The sequence below is a fragment of the Bradyrhizobium sp. NAS96.2 genome, from assembly GCF_001908235.1.
Taxonomy (GTDB): Bacteria; Pseudomonadota; Alphaproteobacteria; order Rhizobiales; family Xanthobacteraceae; genus Bradyrhizobium.
The window spans coordinates 1-20,408 of the sequence record NZ_LGHK01000278.1 but is presented as its reverse complement, the minus strand read 5'-3'; the positions used below and the strand labels follow the sequence as shown (position 1 = coordinate 20,408).

Below are 20,408 nucleotides of genomic sequence, written 5' to 3'. Positions count from 1 at the left end.
ATCGGAGCGTTTTCGAGCGAAGTGGCTACCGGTTCGCGTCAAGAAAACGCGACCAACAAGACAACAGGATCTTCGAGAGGATGACGGAAGCCCGTGAGCAGGATTGAGAAGGTACGGGTGCTGATTGCCGAGGATCAGACCCTGATCAGGGAAGGTATCGCCACACTGCTTGCCCAGCAGAACGACGATTTCGAGATCCTTCCCGGCGCGGCCGATGGCGAGCAGGCCATCGAGTTCGCGCGGCGCTACCGGCCGGACGTCATCCTGATGGACCTGCAGATGCCGCGTGTCGACGGCATTGCCGCGACCCAGCGAATTCTCCGCGAGCTGCCGCAGACCCATATCGTGGTGCTGACGACGTTCGAGACCAACGATCTGATCTTCGAGGCGGTCAGCGCGGGCGCCAAGGCGTATCTCCTGAAGGATGCCAGGATGGAGGAGATCGCATCGACGATCCGCGCGGTCATCAACGGCCAGTCCGGGCTTTCGCCCGGTGTCGCCGCGCGCATCCTCGACGAGTTCAAGCGGCTGCGCGGCCCGCGCGTCTCGGCGAAGCTGCCGGTTCGCGACGGGCTGACGGCGCGGGAGAATGAAATTCTCACGCTGATCGTCGAGGGCAAGAGCAATACCGAGATCGGCGAGCGATTGCATTTGGCCGAGGGCACGGTGAAGAACTATGTCAGCACCATCCTGGAGAAATGCCAGGTCAAGAACCGTACGGAACTCGCAATAAAGGCAATCACTTACTAGAAATAATTGCCCTCGACCGCACGACCAAGCGGTCGATCTTGCTGAGATTGCTCGCCTTTCTCTGGGCCGCGCCCGCAAAATTGGCTATAGGGTTGTTTCGGATTTGCTTTTTGAAGCGGCAGGTCCGGATTGCGCAGCTACGAGTAAGCAGGAAAAGACCATGAAGGGTATCGAGCGCCAGACCAAGGCTACGGACGGACCGGCAGACGCTCCGGCGGCCGGCAACGGCGCGGATCCGGCGGCGCATGGCATGGCGGCGATCGATCAGGTCCGCGACCTCCTGTTCGGCGGCGCGCAACGTTCGCTTGAGACCAACCTCTCGGGTCTGCGCGAAGAGATGCAGGCATCGTTGAAGCAGATGCAGGCCGACTTCACCAACGAGCTCACCGCGCTGCAGGCGAGGCTCTCCGACCTCGAACGCGACACCGAGCAGAAGCGCCTCGACTCGCTGAAGGATGTCGGCGCGGCCATCACCCAGCTCGGCACCGTCATCAGCGGATTGGGAACCGGCCGCACGGGCAAATAAGCATGGCAGCTGCTGCCGGCCAGAATCGCGAGATCGAGCAGCTCAAGACATTGCTGTTTCAGCCCGAGGCGACGCGTCTGACGTCGCTCGAGGCTGACCTCGACTCGCTGCAGCGCTATGTCGGCAATGCCGATCGGCTGGAGACGGCGACCGCCGGCATTCTGGTCGAGGCGCTAGAGCGCGCCGAGGTCAACCGGCCGCGCGAGCTCGCCACCGCGATCGCGCCGGTCGTGGTCTCCGCGATCCGCAGCGAGATCAAGAATTCGCGCGAGCAGATGATCGAGGCGCTCTATCCGATCGTCGGCCGGCTGGTCAGCGCCGCGGTCGCGAATGCGTTCCGGGAACTGGTGGCCTCGCTCGAGCAGCGCATCAATGCGCTGACCTCGGCGCAGCTGTGGGTCGGGCGCGTCAAGTCGCTGGTGACGGGACGCCCGATCAGCGAATTCGTGCTCGCCGATCGCCCGCCGCAAATCAATCGGCTCCTGATCATCGAACGCGGCAATGGCCGGCTGATCGCCGACTGGAAGCGCGAGGCGACCGCCGACGAACGCGCCGATCTGCTCAGCGCGATGGTTGCTGCGATCCTCGAATTCTCCGTGCAGGCGCTGGCCGGCGAAGGCAATCTGCAGACGCTCGATTTCGGCGGACGGCAGCTCGCGCTGCGCGCCTCGCCGCGTTACATCCTGGCGGCGGAGTGCCTCGGACCGCTGCGTCCCGCCGACAATGCCCGGATCAACTCGCTGTTCTTCGACGCGATCGAGCGCATCGACCGCGGCGCGGATTGCGATGGCCCGATGCTCGCCTCGCTCGCAGCCGCGATCGAGACCGACGATACCCCGCGGCGGATCGCGAGCCGACGCGGCAAGGTGATCCTGTTCGCCGTGCTCGCCGCTGTGTTGGCGTTGTTGCTCTGGCTTGCCGCGACCTCGGTGTCGCGCAGCCTTTTGGAGCGGCGGACCCATGCGACGCTGGAGCAGCTCGCCGCGACGCAGCCGTTGCTGGTCACGTTCCCGTTGCGGCTCGATTTCGATCACGGCAGGGCAAGCGTGGCGGTCTCGGGCATCGAGCCGAGCCAGCTGGAGACCGCGCCGTTGATCGACGCGCTTGCTGCGGCCGCGGCGCCGTACAAGATCGTCAACCAGATCGGGCAGGTCGCCACCCCGGACCAGGCGGCGGCGTCGCAGGCCGGCATTGCGGGCTTGCAGCAGAGCCTGACGCGCTTGCAGGCGAGCCTCGACCAGATGCGCGAGGCGATCAGCGCGCAGGCGAAGTCCGGCGATCAGAAATACGCCGGGCTGACCGAGCAATACGACAAGCTCGGCGAGCAGTCCGCGAAGCTCGGCGAGGAAGTTGCAAAACTGCAATCCGTCGCCGAGGGCGCGGCGGCGCGGCTCGACCGCTTCATCGCCTCGACCGCGATCTTCTTCGTCAACAATTCAGACGAATTCCTCGACAACGATCAGGCCGAACAACACCTTCGCGAACTTGCCGGGCTGCTCACGAACAACGATCTCAGGCTGCGGATCGTCGGCTATGCCGATCAGAGCGGCACGGAAGGCACCAACAAGACGCTGGGGCGCAAGCGGGCGGAGCAGGTGCAGCGCAGGCTGACCGCGCTCGGAGTCGATCCATCGCGGCTGATCCTGGTATCGCGCGCCGCGACGATGCCGATCACCGACCGGCTCGACACCACCGTCGGCGGCAACCGCCGCGTCGCGTTCGAGACGGTCTATCGAGGCGAAGTGGCCCGCTGATGCTCACCGCAAAAGTCATGCTGCTCGGCGATATGGGGGTCGGCAAGACGTCGATCCTCTATCGGCTGATCTACAACCGGTTCGAGGGCCAGTACAAATCGACGCTCGGCGTCGAGATCCTGAGCCACGACGTGGTGCCGGCGGACGGCAGCGATCCGATGCGCCTCGTGCTGTGGGATACCGACGGCGATTTCGGCACGCAGATTTTCGACACCGTCTATGTCACCGGCGCATCCGCCGCGATCATCGTCTCCGACGTCACGCGGCCGCAGACCGTGACCCGCATGGTCGAGCTGGTTCGCGGTTTCGAGGAGCGCTTTCCGGGCCGGCCCTACCGGGCGCTGTTGAACAAGATCGATCTTCCGGAAGCTGCGGGCAGCGCGGGCGCGATTGCCGAGCTCGCCAAGTCGCTCGGCAGGTCGAGCGTGAAATCGGTCAGCGCCAAGACCGGCGTCGGCATCGCGGAAAGCTTTGTCGAGCTCGCCCAGACCATCCGCCGCCGCCAGCTTTAGCTCAAGATGCGCGACGCGCGTTGGTGTCAGCCGTCCCGACTTCTCGGGGCTGGCGAATCGGGCCGGGACGGCTGACTTCATCGCACGTGGGGCGTACGATGAAACGCGCGCGACGTGCGGTGCCTGACCGCACGATTCTCTCCCCGAGAGCACCACGCCGTTCCACACTCCGATAGTGACGATGGTCATCTTCCGCTAGGCCAATGGCCTGCCTATCGTTCGCTCCGTCACCGGAACCAGCCACGGGACCAAGGCGTCTCGGGCGCACGGAGTGAGAGAGCATGAGCATTTTTGGAAGCATCATGGGTGCGATCTTCGGCCATGGCGCCCAGGCCAAGACGGCTGAGACCACAACGACGGCTACCCCCGGCGCGGCGCCGGCATCGACATCAACATCGCTAGCTCCCGCGTCGGCAGCGCCCGGCACGCCGGCGGCGCAAACCGTCGACGTCGCGGCCATCGTCGACAAGGCGGCGGCCGCCACCGGCGAGAAGCTGGACTGGCGCACCTCGATCGTCGACCTTATGAAGGCGCTCGGTCTCGACTCGAGCCTTGCGGCGCGCAAGGAGCTTGCGAAGGAGCTGCACTACAGCGGCGATACCAACAACACCGCCACCATGAATGTCTGGCTGCATCAGCAGGTGATGGCCAAGCTCGCCGCCAACGGCGGCAAGCTGCCGGCCGACATCAAGACCTGACGACCGGCCTCCCCTGAGCCGTGCAAGGCCTTCGCGTCCTGCACGCTCCGAAACGATGTGTATTGCGTGAGGAGCAGTTGCGATGAGCTCATCTCATCTTGCCATCCTGAACAGGCCGCGGACCGGCGTCGCCGCCGCGTCGATTGGCGCGGGACTTGCAACGGGACTTGGGTTCGCAGCATTGGCGCTCGGCATCACGATCGCCATCGCCCGCGCGGATAGTTCCGTCAACGCGCCACAGCCGGCAAGTGCGAATGTGCAGCGCGCTTCCCAGACCCTGCCGCCGGCACGGGTCATCCTGCCAGCACCGTGGGAGCAAGCCGCTCCCGCGCAGCCGGGCGCGGCGCCGGCGAAGCCGGCCGATCGCCGGTAATTTTCGTCACCTTTGTTTTCGACCGGCGATCCTGTCGCGAGGCCGTCCTACAATTTTTCGAACAGGAGATCACATGCTGAAGGAATTCAGGGAATTCGCCATGAAGGGCAACGTCGTTGATCTCGATCTCGCTGTCGGCGTGATCATCGGCGCGGCGTTCGGGGCGATCGTCTCGTCGATGGTGGCCGATATCATCATGCCGATCATCGGCGCGGTCAGCGGCGGGCTCGACTTCTCCAATTACTTCACCGCGCTGTCGAAGTCGGTGACGGCGACCAACCTTGCCGATGCCAAGAAGCAGGGCGCGGTGCTGGCCTGGGGCAACTTCCTGACCCTGACGCTCAACTTCCTGATCGTCGCCTTCGTGCTGTTCACCGTGGTGCGCCTCATGAACCAGCTCAAGCGCGAAGCCCCCGCGGCGCCGGCCGAGCCGCCGAAGCCGACCAAAGAACAGGAACTGCTCACCGAGATTCGGGACCTTCTGAAATCGCGTGCGTAGCGATCGCTACTGTATCGTGCGTACTGCCCAGCTCTGGAGCTTAGCCATGCCAGAACAGGTCAAGCTGCCCCGCAAACTGTCGCAAGAGCCCGGTGGTCCGTCCAGGCTACGGCCGAGCCACCGGCGGGTTATCGAGGAACTCGACCGTTGGGCCAACAGCCCTGGCCTGCAGCCGCCGAGTGGCACGGACAAGCAGAGCGACGACAAGCGCTAGCGCGCTCCAACTGGAAATCGATATGCGGCGATTGTTATTCGCGCCGCAGCGCCGTCGCGATCAGCGCGGTCGAGGGAATCGCGAAGCTGTCGCCGATGCGCCCGCGTGCGATCTCGCTCCGGAGAGCGCGCGCAACTGCCGCGCTCTGGTCCGCATCGAGCCCGCTCCAATGCGGCATGAACTCGAACAGTTTGTCGACGTCGCCGGGATTGGCGACGTTGAGCTTGAAGTCGTGGGTGATCTCGGTGACGTCAGGATCGGAGAAGCCGGCGGCGATCACCGCAGTGGCGAGGCGGCCGGGATCGGCGAGCTCGGCGAGGCCCGAGACGGGCATCGGCGTGACAGTGTCGGGGTAGAGCCGCCGGATGATCTGCGACAGCAAGAGATGCACGGCGGCGCCGTCGGCGCTTTTCCAGACCGCAATCGCCGCCGATCCGCCTGGTCGCGTCACCCGCGCCATCTCGCGCAGGCCGGCGCGCCAGTCCGGGAACAGCATCACGCCGAACACCGACACCGCCGCGTCAAAGGCGGCATCGGGCAGGTCGAGCGCCTGGCCATCCATCTGCCGCGCCTCGATGTTTGGCAGGCCATGCGCGCGCACCCGCGCCACCATGCCGGCGGAGAAGTCGATCGCGGTGACCGCAGCGCCGGTGCGGGCGGCGGCGAGCGCCGCGGCGCCGGTGCCGGTGGCGACGTCGAGCACTTTCGATGACGGGTCGATCGGGAGCATCGCGATCGCGGCGTCGGCGAACAGCGTCGTGAACGGCTGCGACTGCGCCTCATAGGCGGTGACCATTTTGTCCCAATGCGCGGGATCGTTGTACGGCAGCGGTTTCGCCTGCTCACTTGACAGCATGAATCTGGTCCTCGAGGCTTTGCTTGTGCTTGGCGAGCCGGCGCTTGAAATCCCTCGCGAGTGCTTCGAGCGTCACCGCGCCGAGCCGCTTCAGGAAGAGCGCTTCGACCTCGCGAAAGGTGTCGCCGAGCGCGTCGTTGACGGCCTGTTCGACCAGGCAGCCGGGGTTTTCCGAGCGGTGGCCCATCGCAACGATCGTCGGCGCGCCGACCGCGCGATAGATGTCCGCCAGCGTGATGTCGGCCGGATCGCGCGCCAGCGTCCAGCCGCCGCCATGGCCCTTCTCCGAGTGGACCAGGCCCTGCTCGCGCAGCCCGGCCATCACGCGGCGGACGACCACCGGGTTGGTGGCCATCGCCTGTGCAAGTTGCTCCGACGTGACCGGCTCGCCCGCTCCGATCATATGGAGCAGGCCGTGCAGGACGCTCGACAAACGGCTATCGCGGATCATGTAACTTCATATGTTACATGACGGGCCAGGCGTCAAGGGGGCGGGATGGCAGGCTGCGATCTGATATTCGCGTGCCGGATTTGGCGGTGCCGCGCGTTTAATCCCCACCGGGGTCTCGAAGGCGGGGGCGGTATCGTGGGCAAGGTGGCGATTGATCGGATGTTGCTGGATGCGGTGGCGCATTATGGTGCGGGCCGCGCGATGGAGGCCGGCACGCTGTGCGGCGACATCCTCAGCGCCGATCCCGACCACGTTCCGGCGCTGCATCTGTCCGCCGTCATTGCCTTCGTGACCGATCGCGCCGCCGAAGGCGCGGTGCTGCTGAGCCGGGTGTTCAGCCTCGATCCGCAGCATGGACCGGCGTTCGGCACGCTCGGCGACGCGCTCGCCGTGAAGGGCGAGCACGAAGGCGCGGTGGCGGCGTTCCAGCGCGGCGTGATGCTGCGGCCGAAGGATGCCGGCCTGCACATCAAGCTCGGCGTTGCGTTGTGCGATTTGTCGCGCTTCGATGAGGCCGAGGCGGCGTTTCGCCGCGCGATCGCGCTCGATGGCAGCCTGACGCGGGCGCGGTTCAACCTCGCCGTTGCCTTGGCCGGGCAGCAGCGGCCGGTCGAGGCCGAGCAGGCCTATCGCGAGGTGATCGCGCGCCATCCGGCCTACCGCGGCGTTTGGCTCAATCTCGGCAATGCGCTGGCCGATCAGAAGAAGCACGACGCCGCCGCCACCGCCTATCGCCGCGGGCTCGGCACCGATCCCGACAATCCCGGACTGCATTGCGGCCTTGGCGCGGCGCTCTACCGCCTCGGCCGGCTCAAGGACGCGATCCTGCACTACCGCCGTGCGACGGCGCTCGATCCCGGCAACCTCGCGCCGCAGCGCCTGCTTGCCATGGTGCTGCACGAACTCGGCGAGCGCGAGGAGGCGGTCCGTATCTACTGGCAGGTCTCGGCCCGTGATCCCTCCGATCACGTCATCCTCAACAATCTCGGCGCCTGCCTGTTCGAGCTTGGGCAAGTCGACGAGGCGATCGCCTGCGCCGAGCTCGCACTGGCGCTCAAGCCGGACTATGCCGCTGCGCACACCAATCTCGGGATCATCTTCGAGGCGCAGAATCTGGTCGAGGCCGCGGTCGCGGCGCATCGGCGCGCCATCGAGATCGACCCGCTGTATGCCAAGGGCCATGCCAATCTGGCGGTCGCGCTGCGCAATGCCGGCGAGATCGATGCCGCGCTGCTGGCTTCGCGCCGGGCCATCGCGCTCGACCCCGATCAGCCGCTGGCGCATTACAACCATGCGCATTTCCTGCTGATGAACGGCGAGTTCGAGGAGGGCTTTGAGGAGTATCAGTGGCGCCGCAAGACCAAGGTGCTCAGTGAAGGCGATCCGGTGTTCGACGAGCCGGAATGGCAGGGCGAGCCGCTGGCGGGACGCACGCTGCTGCTGTTCGCCGAATACGGGCTCGGCGATGCCATCAATTTCGTCCGCTATGTGCCGATGCTGGCGGGCAGCGGCGGCCGAATCCTGCTGCAGGTGCAGCCGGCGCTGGTCGCGCTGCTGCAGCCGATGCTGCCCGGCGTCGTGGTGTTTGCCCGCGGCGAGACGTTGCCGCCGTTCGACCTGCAATTGCCGCTGCTCAGCCTGCCGCGGATCTTCCGCACCACCGTCGAGACGATTCCCGCGGCGACGTCCTATCTGCAGGCGGACGCGGCCAAGCTCGCGCGCTGGCGCGAGGCGCTCAGCGGCGTGTCCGCGCTGAAGGTCGGCGTGGTCTGGGCCGGCAATCCCAGGCACAAGGGCGACCGTCAGCGCTCGCTGCCGGCAGACGCCGTGCTGCCGCGGCTGGTCACATCGGGCGTCCAGCTCTACAGCCTGCAGAAGGAGCCGCGGCCTGACGATGCTCCGGTGCTGCGGAATCTCGGTCCCGATATCGTCGACCTCGCGCCGACGCTCGGCGATTTCGCCGACACTGCGGCGGCGGTCTGCGCGCTCGATCTCGTCATTGCCGTCGACACCTCGGTGGCGCATCTCGCCGGCGCGCTTGGTCGCCCGGTCTGGATGCTGTGTCCCTATGCGCTCGACTGGCGCTGGCTGCGCGACCGCGCCGACACGCCATGGTATCCGACGATGCGACTGTTCCGCCAGGACAGACCGCAGGCGTGGGACCGCGTGCTGACGCGGATGTCGGACGAACTCGCGCGTGTCGCCGCCGGCGAGCGCGAGTTGCTGTTGCCGCCTCGTTTGGCGCGTTGACCGGCCGTCACCCCGCACTCATTCCCTGCGCGCCGCCGAGCAGCTTCACGTTGAGCCGGCCGCCGTCGAACAGCATCTCGTTCAGCGCGCCGTCGATGTCTTCAGCGGTGACATCCCGGCCTCCCCCACGCGCGATGCTGGCCTGGGCGATACGGCGCATCAGCTCCTTGATGAAGGCGGCGCTGACGCCGGCAGTGCGTTGCACCGCTGCCTCGATGACGGGCGGTTCGAGCGGCAGGCCCTTGCCATAGAGCCGGATCAGCTTGCCGCGGCCGGTCTCGTCGGGCACCGGCACCTCGATTGCCTGGTCGATGCGGCCGGGCCGGCCGGCGAGCGCGCCCTCCAGCTCTTCGGGGCGGTTGGTGGTCAGCACGAACAGGATGTCGCAATCCTCCTTCAGGCCGTCCATCTCGTTGAGTAGCTTATTCAGCAGGGATTCCTCGCACGGTCCGCCCATGTCCTCGCGGTCGCGCGCGATCAGGTCGACATCCTCGATCACGACCATGGTCGGCTGCAGCAGCCGCGCCAGACTCATATAGGCGCCGAGCAACCCGACCTGCTCGGCGGTGATGATCAGCGTGGTGTGGCCAGGCAGATTGGTGGCGAGATAGCGAATGGTGTGGGTCTTGCCGGTGCCGGGCGGGCCGTAGAGCAGGATGCCCTTGCGGGTCGACTGGCCGAGCTTGCGCAGCAGATCGCGGCTTTCGACGAAGTCGAGCACGTTGCGGTCGAGCAGCCGCAGCGTCCGTTCCGGCAGGATCACGTCGTCGCGCGCGACCGTCGGCAGACGATGCACGGTCACGCCGCGCGCGCGGCCGCGATAGTCGGCTGCATCTTCCAGCGACAGGATCTTGCCGCGATAGGATCGTGCCGCATGCACGGCCGCTTCCAGTTCGGCAAAGGTCCGCTGCACCAGAGTGTTACCGGCTGCGCCTGCGGGCACCGCGAGCTCGATCCGCAAGCTCGGTTCGCTCTGATAATCGCGATGGTAGCTGAGCAGCACCGCGTAGCGCAGCTCTCCGGTTCGGCACAGCCACAAGCCATTGGTGAGGCATTTGACCGGTTCGGATTCCCCCACGTCGACGTCGTGATACTGCGGCGGCGCGATCGCCGGCGCGTTGCGGCTGTTTTCCATCAGCGCGGCGAAAGCGAGCGTCTCGTAGCGGTGTTCCTCATGAAGGCCGAAGAAATGGATCGGCGCATCGAACAGCCTGTCGATCGCGATCTGAACATCGGCACGCATGTGACCGGGAAACTGCCGCGACCGGGTCAGGATCTGGTTGCGCGGCATTCCGGCAAAATGCCAATCGAGTGCGATAAAGGCATATCGGAACTCCTCGCCCGGCAGTTTTTCCGAACTGGCCCTGGCGGCGAGCAGACAGTTGCTGCAAAGGCAGACCGTCTTGCGGAAAAGAAAGACGTCCGTCACGGGTTCCAGTGAGCCGCAGAGGTTGCACGGCCGCGCCGCGTCGGCAGCCTCCGTCGTGATCGTTAACGGATGGCCATGGCTGCGGATCAGTTGCTGGGCGGACTCCAGCAGGGCCTGCGCCACTGGCGCTGGATAGGGACCGCATGCGATTCCGTTGTGGGCCTCGATCCGCGCGGTAGCGGCAACCGCCTCTTTCCGGGATTTGCCAAATACCGTGCGCAGCAGGTTGCGCATGAATTCTATCGGTGTCTCGCTGTCGTCGTGAATGAACAGCTTGATCGGGCCGTTTTCGGCAAAGACGTCGTGCATGATCACCTCGAAACGCAATCGGAAACGCAAAGAACATAACAAGAACATCATGGCGGTTGGTCGGCGTCAAGCGAAAGATTGTCCCACCTCATCCCTGACGTGTGGTGCGCCGTCGGCCGGCTCAGCTTCGGAACGCGCTGAATGTGTAAACGCCGCTCAACACTTGTGACGATTATGTTGCGGCAAATGCCAAGACATGGCCGCCACAGCGGCAAACTTCCGACACATCATCGGGGCGAAAAGGGGCGATCCGACATGGCGCGAGCGCGAGAGCTGATTCCTTGCAGGGATGAGCCGTCGCGCAATGATTTTTAATAAGAGGCCCTCGTGTCGCACATATTTCGTTTTGCGATCCTTCTCGTCCTCACCCTGTTCGTCTCACCCGCGCTTGCGCAGCCGGCCGCCAAGCCGGCGCCGCTGCAACCCAGTACCAGCGACACGCTGACGCCGGAACAGGCGAAGCGCGCGCTCGAGACGTTGCAAGACGACAAGAAGCGCGGCGAGATCATCAACACGCTGCGCGCCATCGCCAAGGCCTCGCCGCAGGCTGCTGCTCAGCCGGCGGTTGCGGAGCCGGCGCCCGAGCAGCATTCGCCGATCCCGCTCACGGCCGACAGTCTCGGCGCGCAGCTCCTGCTGATGGTGTCGGAACAGGTCGGCGAGATGTCGCACGAGGTCGCTGACGTCGCGCGCACGCTGACCCATTTCCCGGCGTTCTATTACTGGTTCGTGCGTACTGCCAACGATCCGGACGCCTATGGTCTCCTGATCGATATCGCCTGGAAGCTGGCGCTGGTGTTCGGCTGCGCGCTCGCTGCCGAATGGGTGGTGTTCCGCCTGATCAAGCGGCCGGTCGCGTTCCTCGAAGCGCGGCTGCCGCAGACCGCGCGCGTTCCCGTGCCGGTGCTGGCGAGCGCGGATCCGCCGTCGTCGGTTGCCGACGTCACTCCGACGCCGGAGTCGCATCGGCGCCGGCTCAGCCTGACGCGCGCCTGGCAGTCGCTGGTCCGGCTGCCCTTCGTGCTCGGCCGCCTGCTGCTCGAATTGCTGCCGGTGGTGGTGTTCGGCGGCATCGCCACCGCGCTGCTCGGCACCGAGATCGGCGACCAGTCGACCACGCGGCTGGTGATCCTCGCCGTCGTGAATGCCTATGTGTTCTCGCGCGTCTTGATCTGCGCGGTGCGCGCGCTGGCAGGGCCGTTCGGCCTGTTCCGCGTTCGTGCCGAGACTGCGGCCTATATCGAGATCTGGGCGCGGCGCATCGTGGCCGTCGGCGTCTCCGGCATCGCCTTTGCCAATGTCGCGCTGCTGCTCGGGCTGCATCGCGCCGGCTACGCCGCGCTGATCCGGCTCGTGATGCTGATCGTGCATCTCTTCGTCGTCGTCATCATCCTGCAGTGCCGCCGCCAGGTCGCCGAATTCATCCGCGCGCCGGCCGATCGCACCGGCCTTGCGGCGCGGACTCGCAACCGGCTCGCGGGGCTCTGGCATGTGCTGGCGATCGCGCTCGATCTCGCGCTGTGGGCGGTGTGGGCGCTCAACATCCGCAACGGCTATTCGCTGCTGCTGCAATATTTCGTCGGCACCATCGCGGTGCTGCTGGTCACCCGCCTGGTCACCATGGTGGTGCTGAGCCTGATCGACCGCGGCTTCCGCATCAGCCCGGAGCTGATCCAGCGCTTCCCGGGGCTGGAGACGCGCGCCAACCGCTATCTGCCGCTGCTGCGCAAGGTGGTCACGACGGTGATCGCGCTGATCGGCTTCGTCGCGCTGCTCGAGGTCTGGGGTGTCGATGCCATCGTCTGGTTCTATGGCGGCCAGATCGGCTCGCGCCTGATCTCGGCGCTGGTGACGATCGGCATCGCCGCGCTCGCCGCGGCGGTGATCTGGGAGGTTGCCAATGCGCTGATGGACCGCCAGATCGACACGCTGTCGCGCGAGGGGCATTACGCCCGCGCCGCGCGCCTGCGCACCTTCCAGCCGATGCTGCGCACCGCGCTGTTCTGCATGATCGTCGCGGTGGTCGGGCTCACCGCGCTCAGCGAGATCGGCGTCAATGTCGCGCCGCTGCTCGCCGGCGCCGGCATCGTCGGCATCGCGATCGGCTTCGGTTCGCAGAAGCTGGTGCAGGACCTGATCACCGGGCTGTTCCTCCTGATCGAGAACACCGTGCAGGTCGGCGACACCGTCACCGTGTCGGGCCTCTCGGGCGTGGTCGAGAACGTCTCGATCCGCACCATGCGGCTGCGTGCCGGTGACGGCTCGGTGCACGTGGTGCCGTTCAGCGCGGTGACGACGATCACCAATTCCAGCCGCGGCGCCGGCAATGCCGCGGTCAGCGTCAACGTGTCCTACAAGGAGGACACCGACCGCGCCGGCGAGGTGCTGAAGGACATCGTCGCGCAGATGCGCCAGGAGACGGCGTATCGCGCATTCATCCGCGGCGACCTCGAATTGTGGGGCGTCGACAAGGTCGACGGCTCCGTGGTGACCATCGTCGGCCAGATCCGCTGCACCGATAGCGGCCGCTGGTCGGTGCAGCGCGAGTTCAACCGCCGCATGAAGCGCCGCTTCCAGGAAGAAGGCATCGAGATCGCCTCGACGGGCCAGACCATCCTGATGCAGCTCCCGCCGCCCTCCGAGCCTGATAGCAACAACGCGATGCCGCGCCGCGCGGCGGGTTAAACCGCGGACTTGCTTTCACCTCTCCCGCTTGCGGGGGAGGTCGGATCGCATCGCAGATGCGATCCGGGTGGGGGCTCTTTCCACGATGTGACCCGCTGAGATACCCCCACCCCAACCCTCCCCCGCAAGCGGGAGAGGGGGTGCAGTCTTTCTGCGGCGGCCGCTCCGACCGATCTCAATTCACCGCAACAGCCGGATGCGCGTCTCACGGTTGCGACACGTCTCGCGACGGTGAGACGGCGCGAGGCCCTGCAGAGCCCGCGGCCAAGCTCGCACGCCGCCGAAAACACCGCCTTTCGCTTCGCTCCCTGCGATTTCCACGCTGGCACAGCGCTTGCTGATTGTCGCGCAATGCGCGGCAAGACGCATTGCATGACTGAACCCAACGAAGGAAGGAAACGCATATGGAGCTTGGCTACTTCACCATGCCCTCGCACCCGCCGGAGTGCGGATTGAAGGAGGGCCACGACTGGGACCTGCAGACGCTGCGCTGGCTCGACGAGCTCGGCTATCAGGAAGCCTGGATCGGCGAGCATCACACCGCGCCCTGGGAGCCGCACCCGTCGCCGGATCTGTTGGTGGCGCAGGCGCTGCTGCAGACCAAGAACATCCGCATCGGGCCCGGCGGCTTCCTGCTGCCGTATCATCATCCCGCCGAGCTCGCGAACCGCGTCGCGATGCTCGACCACCTCTCCAACGGGCGGCTCAATTTCGGCGTTGCCGCCTCGGGCCTGCCGAGCGACTGGGCGATGTTCAATGTCGACGGCATGTCGGGCCAGAACCGCGACATGACCCGCGAGGCGCTCGAGATCATTCTGAAGATGTGGTCCGAGCCCGGACCGTGGACGCACAAGGGCAAGTATTGGACGGTGAGCAAGCCGGACACGATGTTCGACTTCCTCAAGCCTCACATCAAGCCGCTGCAGGGTCCGCACCCGCCGATCGGCGTCGCCGGCCTGTCGAAGAACTCGGACACCTTGAAGCTCGCCGGCGAGCGCGGCTTCATCCCGATGAGCCTCAACCTCAACCCGGCCTATGTCGGCAGCCATTGGGATTCGGTGGAAGCGGGCGCGGCCAAGACCGGCCGCAAGCCGAGCCGCAAGGATTGGCGGCTGGTGCGCGAGGTGTTCGTGGCGGATACCGATGAGGAGGCGTGGAAGCTCTCGACCGGCGACATGATGGGCCGGATGATGGGCGAGTACTTCCTGCCGCTGCTCGGCCATTTCGGCTTCAAGGATTACCTGAAACACGCGCCCGACGTGCCCGACAGCGATGTCACCGTCGAATATTGCGCGCGCCGGAATTGGATCGTCGGCTCGCCAGCGACGGTCACCGAGAAGATCGAGCAGATCTACCGGGAGGTCGGCGGCTTCGGCGTGCTCTGTGTGTTCGGCTTCGACTACAAGCACAAGCCGGAGGCCTGGCGGCACTCGCTGGACCTGCTCAAGAACGAGGTGATGCCGCGGCTCAAGCATCTCGGCGCCGAGTTCGAGAAGGCTGCATGACAGCTGCGCGGGGTGCGGGGCTTGCCTCGCACCCCCCGTCGCATATCTTAAATGGAGTGCTTCTATGAGGTTTTGCGGCATGACGGTCGACGCACAGAGTTTCAAGCAGGCGATGCGCCATTGCGCGGGCGCGGTGGCGCTGGTGACGGTCGGCCGCGAGCCGGGGCAGCGCACCGGCCTGACGGTGACCTCGGCCTGCTCGCTATCGGATAATCCGCCATCGGTGCTGGTCTGCGTTAACCGTAATGCCAGCGCGCATCAGCGCATCCTTGAGGAGCGCCATTTCGTCATCAACTTCCTGAACGAGGACCACGCGCTGCTGGCGCTGACCTTCTCCGGCCAGAAGGGCGTCAACGGCGACGACCGTTTTGCGTTCGGCCGCTGGACCACCGGCGCGACCGGCGCCCCGGTGCTGGAGGATGCTGTCGCGGCATTCGACTGCGTCCTGGCGCAGGAGCTCGAGACCAAGACCCATTCGATCTTCATCGGCGAGGTCCAGCATGTCCGCGCCGCGACCACGGTCGATCCGCTGATCTATCTGCGCAGCGGCTTCCAGAGCGTGCGCAACATCCATGATCCGATCACGCTCGGCGATGTCGATGCGCGCCGCGTCAGCTGGAACGAGTTTTCCTGAAACGCACGGTGCGCCGACATCAGCAGGGCGGATGCCCCAGGCGCCCGATCCTGCCTCGATCCGCTTGGGCGCTGTCGGAAGCATCGCCGTTGGAGACGCAATGCTGATCACGCTGGCGCTGCGCTTCGTCACATCGCCAGATTTTAGAGAGGGCAAGGGCTTCCGCCGGCCAACAGGCTTGGTCCGCCTCACGCCGCTCTTCATGGGATGAGCCAGGCTGGCAGCGGGCCGCCATTGGCGGCTGCGGGCGCTACGCGGCTATGCGCCGGGCGTTTTCACGACCAGCTTGATGTTCAGGAGGTTAACCCCCTTGAACGGGTTCGGCGCGCTTTCGATCGTTCCCGTGCCCGTGGCGTTCGCATAGGCGCCCGTGCCCGAAAGGATCGTGTATTCGCCACTTGATTTTCCGTCCTTGACCGCGCCGGTGTAACGCGCCGTGATCGAGCCCTCCTCGAACGTGGAGGTGCTGTATCCGTAATAGGGGCCAGAGCCCTTCAGCATGTCTCCGGAATGGACGAACTCTTTCACTCCGATGCGGCCATCATTGAAGACGGCGACACCAAAGAACTTGCCGGAAACGACCGTCTGCCCCTCGACGTTTGCTGCCTCGATGACCTTGACGTCGATCGGCTTGGTGACGAGCTTGAACTCGAGCACCTTCTCACCGGCTACGGCGGTTGACGCCGCAACGACGATTGCCACGCTGGAAACGAAAAAGGTGATGAAATTCCGCATCGACTCCTCCTGCGTTTGCTGAAATCAAATCAAGGAGTGCACAGCGGGCTGTACGTCATGCTCAGCATTTGCGTTGCAGCACGAAAGAAAGCCCACGGTGATATCCCGGCAGCGGCTGAAGCTTTCGATACCCCAGCACGCTGGCTGGTACGCACGCATTAGTCTACGCGATGGAACAATGGTTCAGCAGGGGTAGCTCGCCAGCGGCCCGTGCCCATCCGATGAGAGGTTCCGCGACGTCAGACGGCCCGTAGCATGCTATAGAGTGGTCAGGCGCGGTGGAGCGATCGAGGGGGTAGCGCGAACTCACCAATCCTTCTCCCCGCTGCCGTTGTCGGCCCGCTCTGTAATCGTCGAAGCTTCTGCAGATCGACGTACCCATGACGATTACCGCCGGCAAATCCGGCAAGCGTGTCTTAAGAAACCTCGTCACGACAAGGAGGATCAACCATGAGGATCGTTGTGATCGGCGGCACCGGACTGATCGGCTCCAGGACGACGGCCATCCTGCGGCAGCGCGGCCATGACGTCGTCGCCGCCTCACCCAAGAGCGGCGTCAACACCCTCACCGGAGAGGGATTGGAGCAGGCCTTGGCCGGCGCGGCTGTCGTGATCGACCTCGCCAATTCGCCGTCGTTCGAGGACAAGGCGGTGATGGAGTTCTTCGAGACCTCCGGCCGCAACCTGCTGGCGGCGGAGAAGCCAGCCGGCGTCAAGCACCATGTCGCGCTCTCGATCGTCGGTACCGACCGCACGCCCGAGAATGGCTACTTCCGCGCCAAGGTTGCCCAGGAGAAACTGATCGAGGCGGCCGGCATTCCCTACACCATCATCCGCGCGACGCAGTTCATGGAATTCGTCGGGGCGATCGCCGATGCCGGTGCGGTTGGCAACACGATCAGGCTCTCGCCGGGCCTGTTCCAGCCGATCGCGGCGGAGGATGTGTCCGCGCTTGTTGCCGATGTGGCGCTCGAGCCGCCGCGCAACGGCATCGTCGAGATCGCAGGACCGGACCGTGCCCCGTTCGACGAAATCGTGGCCCGCTACCTGAAGGCAAAAGGCGACCGGCGCGAGGTGGTGCGCGACCCTGACGCGCTCTACTGGGGCGGCCGGGTCGAGGAGCATTCGCTGGTGCCGCTGGGCGAGGCGCGCATCGGCCGCATCGACCTCAACGAATGGCTGCGCCGCTCGCGGCCGGCAGCCTGATGGCATTAGTTATTTGAGCCACACCAAGAGCGGGACGGGCGCGCGGCCTTCGCAGGACAGCGTGCCCTCGTAATTGTGCGTCTTGCGGGCGCTGTAGGTGCAGGGCGCGCCGTCCAGCACCAGTTCCGCCGTGACCCGTGAATCCGCACCCGTGATTTGCAGCTTGATCTCGCCGGCGCGTTCCTCCGGTCCATCCTGCGTGCAGATTCCGACATGCTTCATCTTCAACGGTCCGGAGAATTGCCCGGGCGTGCCCGGCGCGCTTTCGGTGAGATGTCCGGTCAGCTCCCATTCGCCGAGCACGCCGGCCTGGCCGAGGATCTCCATCGCGCCGGCCGGCGGCACGTAGCAAAGCCATAGCGCGACGGCGCCGAGCGAGGCCGCCGCACCGTTGCGCCATGGTGTCGGTCGCATCACAGCTTGCTTCCGGTTGTCTGTCGCAATTCGATCAGCTCTGGCCGCGACAAATCTGCATCCGCGGTGAGCCGGGCGATCTGGGTCGCACATTCCTGGGTTTTCGCCTGGTCGCCGGTCGCCCTGGCGCTCTTGATCATCCCGACATAGGCGGCCAGCCGGTTCGGCTCCTTCTTGAGCACGGCCTCATAGGCGGCGAGCGCCTCCTTGGCCATGCCGCGATCGAGCAGCATCGCCGCGTAGAGCTCGCGCGCCGGCGCGAGCGGTCCCGGGGTAACGGGATGCTTCTCGGTCTTGTCTTCTGCTTCCGCGGCGGCGTTCATCGCGCCGAGCGCCTCGTCGTATTTGGTTTCGGCGTACAGCACCCAGGCGCTCGCGATCTGCTGCTGGATGTCGACGATGTTGGACCAATAAGCGTCCTTGACGTCCTTGAGCTTGTCGCGCAGCTCGACGAGCTTGGCGATATCCGGCTTGGCGGCCGCCGGATCGCCGGAGCGGGCAGCGCCGACCGCGCGGGCGAAATAGGTGATGGCGTCCGCATAGGCATATTTGGTCGGATGCACTTCAAGCGCTGCGGCTCCCTTCCAGTCGCCGCGTTCGAAGACATAGCGAGCCTGGCTCGCCGCCACCGCAAAAGGCCCGGTGGAGCGGTCGATCTTGAATTGGAGCTTGCCGAGCTCGTCAACCACCGCCCGCGCTTCCCTGTCCTGGCCGAGCTGGAGATAGGCATAGACCAGATAGTCCATGGCGTGCGCCTGGTCCTGCTGCTCGCCATCTTCCTTGGCGATGCGCGCGGATTCCTTGTTCGAGGCGATCGACTCCTTCCAGTAGCCGACGCGCGTGAAGATGTGCGACGGCATGTGCTGGGCATGTGGCGCCTGCTCGGCGATCTTGGCATAGCGCATTGCCGCGGGGAGGCCCTTCTCCGCGAGCGCCGGGTAGTCGTAGAGATGGATCAGGTAGTGCGCGATGCCCGGGTGCTCGGGCTGGCGCTTGAAGATCGGCTCGAGCAGCGCCGCGCCCTTAAGCTGGTTGGCATAGGTCTTGTCGCTCGGGGACGCCGCGACGTTCAGCGTGATCGCATAGGCGATCTGCGCCTCGTCATCGTCGGCATAATGCGCCGCGACCTGCTCCTCGGCCGCGAGGAAACGCTGCACGCGGGTGCGGTGGTCGACCTTGTCATAGTCGACATACATCGCGGCGATCGCATCGATGTAGTCGCGCTCGCGCGGCGTCTGCGCACCCAGCGCCTGGCCCTTCTTCACGGCGGCTAGGCCGAGCGGAAGGTTCTCCGGCGGTGGCGGCCCGTGCGGATTGTAGAGATAGCTGAGCGCGATCCCCCAATAGGCGATAGCGCATTGCGGGTCGGCCTCGAGCACCTCCTCGAAGGTGCGGCGCGATGCGCTGTACCAGAACGAATGCTGATACAGCATGGCGCGATCGAACAGCTCCTGCGCCTCAGGTTTGCAGGACGTTGCGAAATGAACTTTGCCCAATCGTTGCTCAGCAGAATCCGAGGCAGCAGGTTGAGAAATGGTCGCGGCAATGAGGCCAACGACCACAGCGAGGGGAAGCCGTATCATGGACCCGCTCCGTGGCGTTGAATGAAAGCCCTATGATATCACCTTTACCACACGGCCGGAACAGGAGGTGCTGTTCCGGTCTAGCTGTCCAGATCGATCCCTAACGCCTTGATCTTCCGGTACAACGTCGCGCGGCTGAGCCCGAGCGCCTTGGCAGCGTCCGTCACTCTTCCGCCATTGGCGCGCAGCGCGTCGGCGATCGCGGCGCGCTCGTTCGCCGCATGATCGGCCTCTGCGCTGCGCGTGACGAACGGCGGCAGATCGAGGTCGGCCTCGGTGATGACGCCGTTCTCGGCGGTGGCACCGGCAAGCCGCAGCACGTGGCGCAGCTGGCGCATGTTGCCGGGGAAGGGATAGGCCATCAGCTGCGCCCAGGCATCCGGTGCGATGCGGCAGTGCGGCGCTTCCTCGTCGGCGATCTGCGCGATGACGTCTCGGCGGTCGGCGCGTTCACGCAGCGCCGGCAGTCGGATCTCCATGCCGCGCAGCCGGTAATACAGATCCGAGCGGAAGCTGCCGTCCTCGGCCATCCGCGCCAGATCGCGGTGCGTGGCGCTGATCAGGCGGATGTCGACGGCGACAGGCTTCAGCGCGCCGAGCGGCCAGACCTCGCGGTTCTCCAGCACGCGCAGCAGCCGCGTCTGCAGCGCCAGCGGCATATCGCCGATCTCGTCGAGGAACAGCGTGCCGCCGCTCGCTTGCACGATCAGCCCCTTCGATCCCTCGCGCCGCGCGCCGGTGAAGGCGCCGGCCTCGTAGCCGAACAACTCGGCGTCGATCAGGCTCTCCGGCATCGCCGCGCAGTTCAGCGCGACATAGTTGCGGCCGGCGCGATTGCTCGCGGCGTGGATGGCGCGCGCGAACACGTCCTTGCCGGCGCCGGTCTCGCCATGCAGCAGGATCGGCAGATCGAGATTGCCGACCGTCATCAGCCGCTTCACGCCCTTGAGCAGCACGGGATCGCGGCCGGCCAGCCGGTGCAGGCCGCTGAACTGTCCGGCCGGTTGTTCACGCGGCGGCGCCGG

At 65.8% G+C, this 20,408-nt stretch carries 19 protein-coding genes; 12 read left to right on the top strand and 7 right to left on the bottom strand.

The window, feature by feature from the left end; genetic code table 11:
- The first annotated feature begins 93 nt into the window (after positions 1 to 93).
- The 7 genes from AC628_RS39300 to mscL all read left to right on the top strand — a co-directional run bounded on the left by AC628_RS39300 (position 94) and on the right by mscL (position 5,112).
- Positions 94 to 750 carry a response regulator transcription factor gene (locus AC628_RS39300; protein ID WP_021079504.1) on the top strand — a complete coding sequence of 219 codons (657 nt, stop codon included), beginning with the start codon at positions 94 to 96 and terminating at the stop codon, positions 748 to 750.
- Positions 751 to 910: 160 nt separating this feature from the next.
- Positions 911 to 1,276, top strand: coding sequence for a hypothetical protein (locus tag AC628_RS39295; protein WP_074132031.1), 366 nt, complete (start codon positions 911 to 913; stop codon positions 1,274 to 1,276).
- A 2-nt stretch (positions 1,277 to 1,278) separates the two neighbouring features.
- Positions 1,279 to 3,030, top strand: a complete 1,752-nt coding sequence (locus AC628_RS39290; RefSeq protein ID WP_074132029.1) for an OmpA family protein — start codon at positions 1,279 to 1,281, stop codon at positions 3,028 to 3,030.
- The gene (locus tag AC628_RS39285) at positions 3,030 to 3,542 is read left to right on the top strand and encodes a Rab family GTPase (RefSeq protein WP_074132028.1); all 513 of its coding nucleotides are present in this window, start codon (positions 3,030 to 3,032) and stop codon (positions 3,540 to 3,542) included. The genes AC628_RS39290 and AC628_RS39285 overlap by 1 nt, the downstream gene beginning before the upstream one ends.
- 281 nt (positions 3,543 to 3,823) lie before the next feature.
- Positions 3,824 to 4,240, top strand: a complete 417-nt coding sequence (locus AC628_RS39280; RefSeq protein WP_074132026.1) for a DUF3597 domain-containing protein — start codon at positions 3,824 to 3,826, stop codon at positions 4,238 to 4,240.
- Positions 4,241 to 4,322: 82 nt separating this feature from the next.
- Positions 4,323 to 4,613, top strand: a complete 291-nt coding sequence (locus AC628_RS39275) for a hypothetical protein (protein WP_074132024.1) — start codon at positions 4,323 to 4,325, stop codon at positions 4,611 to 4,613.
- A 73-nt stretch (positions 4,614 to 4,686) separates the two neighbouring features.
- The gene (mscL, locus tag AC628_RS39270; protein WP_074132022.1) at positions 4,687 to 5,112 is read left to right on the top strand and encodes a large conductance mechanosensitive channel protein MscL; all 426 of its coding nucleotides are present in this window, start codon (positions 4,687 to 4,689) and stop codon (positions 5,110 to 5,112) included.
- A 248-nt stretch (positions 5,113 to 5,360) separates the two neighbouring features.
- Here mscL and AC628_RS39260 read toward each other — a convergent pair whose 3' ends face one another.
- A complete protein-coding gene (locus AC628_RS39260) occupies positions 5,361 to 6,182 on the bottom strand; it encodes a class I SAM-dependent methyltransferase (RefSeq protein WP_074132018.1) in 822 nt (273 codons plus the stop codon).
- Positions 6,169 to 6,633, bottom strand: a complete 465-nt coding sequence (locus AC628_RS39255) for an Rrf2 family transcriptional regulator (RefSeq protein ID WP_074132016.1) — start codon at positions 6,631 to 6,633, stop codon at positions 6,169 to 6,171. The genes AC628_RS39260 and AC628_RS39255 overlap by 14 nt, the downstream gene beginning before the upstream one ends.
- A gap of 159 nt (positions 6,634 to 6,792) precedes the next feature.
- Between AC628_RS39255 and AC628_RS39250 the strand changes: the two genes are divergently transcribed.
- Positions 6,793 to 8,883: a tetratricopeptide repeat protein gene (locus tag AC628_RS39250; RefSeq protein ID WP_074132059.1), complete on the top strand. Its 2,091-nt coding sequence runs from the start codon at positions 6,793 to 6,795 to the stop codon at positions 8,881 to 8,883.
- A gap of 7 nt (positions 8,884 to 8,890) precedes the next feature.
- Here AC628_RS39250 and AC628_RS39245 read toward each other — a convergent pair whose 3' ends face one another.
- Entirely contained in the window at positions 8,891 to 10,621 is a 1,731-nt protein-coding gene (locus AC628_RS39245; RefSeq protein WP_074132058.1) for an ATP-dependent Clp protease adaptor ClpS, read from the bottom strand.
- Positions 10,622 to 10,948: 327 nt separating this feature from the next.
- Between AC628_RS39245 and AC628_RS39240 the strand changes: the two genes are divergently transcribed.
- The 3 genes from AC628_RS39240 (at position 10,949) to AC628_RS39230 (ending at position 15,445) form a co-directional block, all read left to right on the top strand.
- Positions 10,949 to 13,306, top strand: coding sequence for a mechanosensitive ion channel family protein (locus AC628_RS39240; RefSeq protein ID WP_074132014.1), 2,358 nt, complete (start codon positions 10,949 to 10,951; stop codon positions 13,304 to 13,306).
- 404 nt (positions 13,307 to 13,710) lie between these two features.
- Complete coding sequence (locus AC628_RS39235) at positions 13,711 to 14,811, top strand: LLM class flavin-dependent oxidoreductase (RefSeq protein ID WP_050426047.1); 1,101 nt, start codon at positions 13,711 to 13,713, stop codon at positions 14,809 to 14,811.
- Positions 14,812 to 14,890: 79 nt separating this feature from the next.
- Positions 14,891 to 15,445 (top strand): flavin reductase family protein, encoded by a 555-nt coding sequence (locus AC628_RS39230; RefSeq protein WP_074132012.1) that lies wholly within the window; start codon positions 14,891 to 14,893, stop codon positions 15,443 to 15,445.
- A gap of 258 nt (positions 15,446 to 15,703) precedes the next feature.
- On the opposite strand, the gene AC628_RS39220 is transcribed toward AC628_RS39230, so the two are convergent.
- Complete coding sequence (locus AC628_RS39220) at positions 15,704 to 16,180, bottom strand: hypothetical protein (RefSeq protein WP_074132008.1); 477 nt, start codon at positions 16,178 to 16,180, stop codon at positions 15,704 to 15,706.
- A gap of 450 nt (positions 16,181 to 16,630) precedes the next feature.
- Between AC628_RS39220 and AC628_RS39215 the strand changes: the two genes are divergently transcribed.
- On the top strand, positions 16,631 to 17,386 hold the full coding sequence (locus AC628_RS39215; protein WP_074132007.1) for an SDR family oxidoreductase: 756 nt from the start codon (positions 16,631 to 16,633) through the stop codon (positions 17,384 to 17,386).
- Positions 17,387 to 17,395: 9 nt separating this feature from the next.
- On the opposite strand, the gene AC628_RS39210 is transcribed toward AC628_RS39215, so the two are convergent.
- The 3 genes from AC628_RS39210 to AC628_RS39200 form a co-directional block, all read right to left on the bottom strand.
- Positions 17,396 to 17,800: a hypothetical protein gene (locus tag AC628_RS39210; RefSeq protein ID WP_074132005.1), complete on the bottom strand. Its 405-nt coding sequence runs from the start codon at positions 17,798 to 17,800 to the stop codon at positions 17,396 to 17,398.
- Positions 17,800 to 19,296: a tetratricopeptide repeat protein gene (locus AC628_RS39205; RefSeq protein WP_143202049.1), complete on the bottom strand. Its 1,497-nt coding sequence runs from the start codon at positions 19,294 to 19,296 to the stop codon at positions 17,800 to 17,802. Before AC628_RS39205 ends, AC628_RS39210 begins: the two co-directional genes overlap by 1 nt.
- Before the next feature lie 167 nt (positions 19,297 to 19,463).
- On the bottom strand, positions 19,464 to 20,408 hold a 945-nt coding region (locus AC628_RS39200), incomplete at its 5' end, for a sigma-54 interaction domain-containing protein (RefSeq protein WP_168193536.1).

Excerpts from the sequence above, each read along its gene's own strand:
- AC628_RS39260 (WP_074132018.1), bottom strand. The coding sequence starts at position 6,182 with ATGCTGTCAAGTGAGCAGGCGAAACCGCTGCCGTACAACGATCCCGCG.
- AC628_RS39250 (WP_074132059.1), top strand. The coding sequence starts at position 6,793 with ATGTTGCTGGATGCGGTGGCGCATTATGGTGCGGGCCGCGCGATGGAG.
- AC628_RS39275 (WP_074132024.1), top strand. The coding sequence starts at position 4,323 with ATGAGCTCATCTCATCTTGCCATCCTGAACAGGCCGCGGACCGGCGTC.
- AC628_RS39285 (WP_074132028.1), top strand. The coding sequence starts at position 3,030 with ATGCTCACCGCAAAAGTCATGCTGCTCGGCGATATGGGGGTCGGCAAG.
- AC628_RS39215 (WP_074132007.1), top strand. The coding sequence starts at position 16,631 with ATGAGGATCGTTGTGATCGGCGGCACCGGACTGATCGGCTCCAGGACG.
- mscL (WP_074132022.1), top strand. The coding sequence starts at position 4,687 with ATGCTGAAGGAATTCAGGGAATTCGCCATGAAGGGCAACGTCGTTGAT.
- AC628_RS39210 (WP_074132005.1), bottom strand. The coding sequence starts at position 17,800 with ATGCGACCGACACCATGGCGCAACGGTGCGGCGGCCTCGCTCGGCGCC.
- AC628_RS39280 (WP_074132026.1), top strand. The coding sequence starts at position 3,824 with ATGAGCATTTTTGGAAGCATCATGGGTGCGATCTTCGGCCATGGCGCC.
- AC628_RS39230 (WP_074132012.1), top strand. The coding sequence starts at position 14,891 with ATGACGGTCGACGCACAGAGTTTCAAGCAGGCGATGCGCCATTGCGCG.
- AC628_RS39220 (WP_074132008.1), bottom strand. The coding sequence starts at position 16,180 with ATGCGGAATTTCATCACCTTTTTCGTTTCCAGCGTGGCAATCGTCGTT.
- AC628_RS39245 (WP_074132058.1), bottom strand. The coding sequence starts at position 10,621 with ATGCACGACGTCTTTGCCGAAAACGGCCCGATCAAGCTGTTCATTCAC.
- AC628_RS39235 (WP_050426047.1), top strand. The coding sequence starts at position 13,711 with ATGGAGCTTGGCTACTTCACCATGCCCTCGCACCCGCCGGAGTGCGGA.
- AC628_RS39295 (WP_074132031.1), top strand. The coding sequence starts at position 911 with ATGAAGGGTATCGAGCGCCAGACCAAGGCTACGGACGGACCGGCAGAC.
- AC628_RS39290 (WP_074132029.1), top strand. The coding sequence starts at position 1,279 with ATGGCAGCTGCTGCCGGCCAGAATCGCGAGATCGAGCAGCTCAAGACA.
- AC628_RS39255 (WP_074132016.1), bottom strand. The coding sequence starts at position 6,633 with ATGATCCGCGATAGCCGTTTGTCGAGCGTCCTGCACGGCCTGCTCCAT.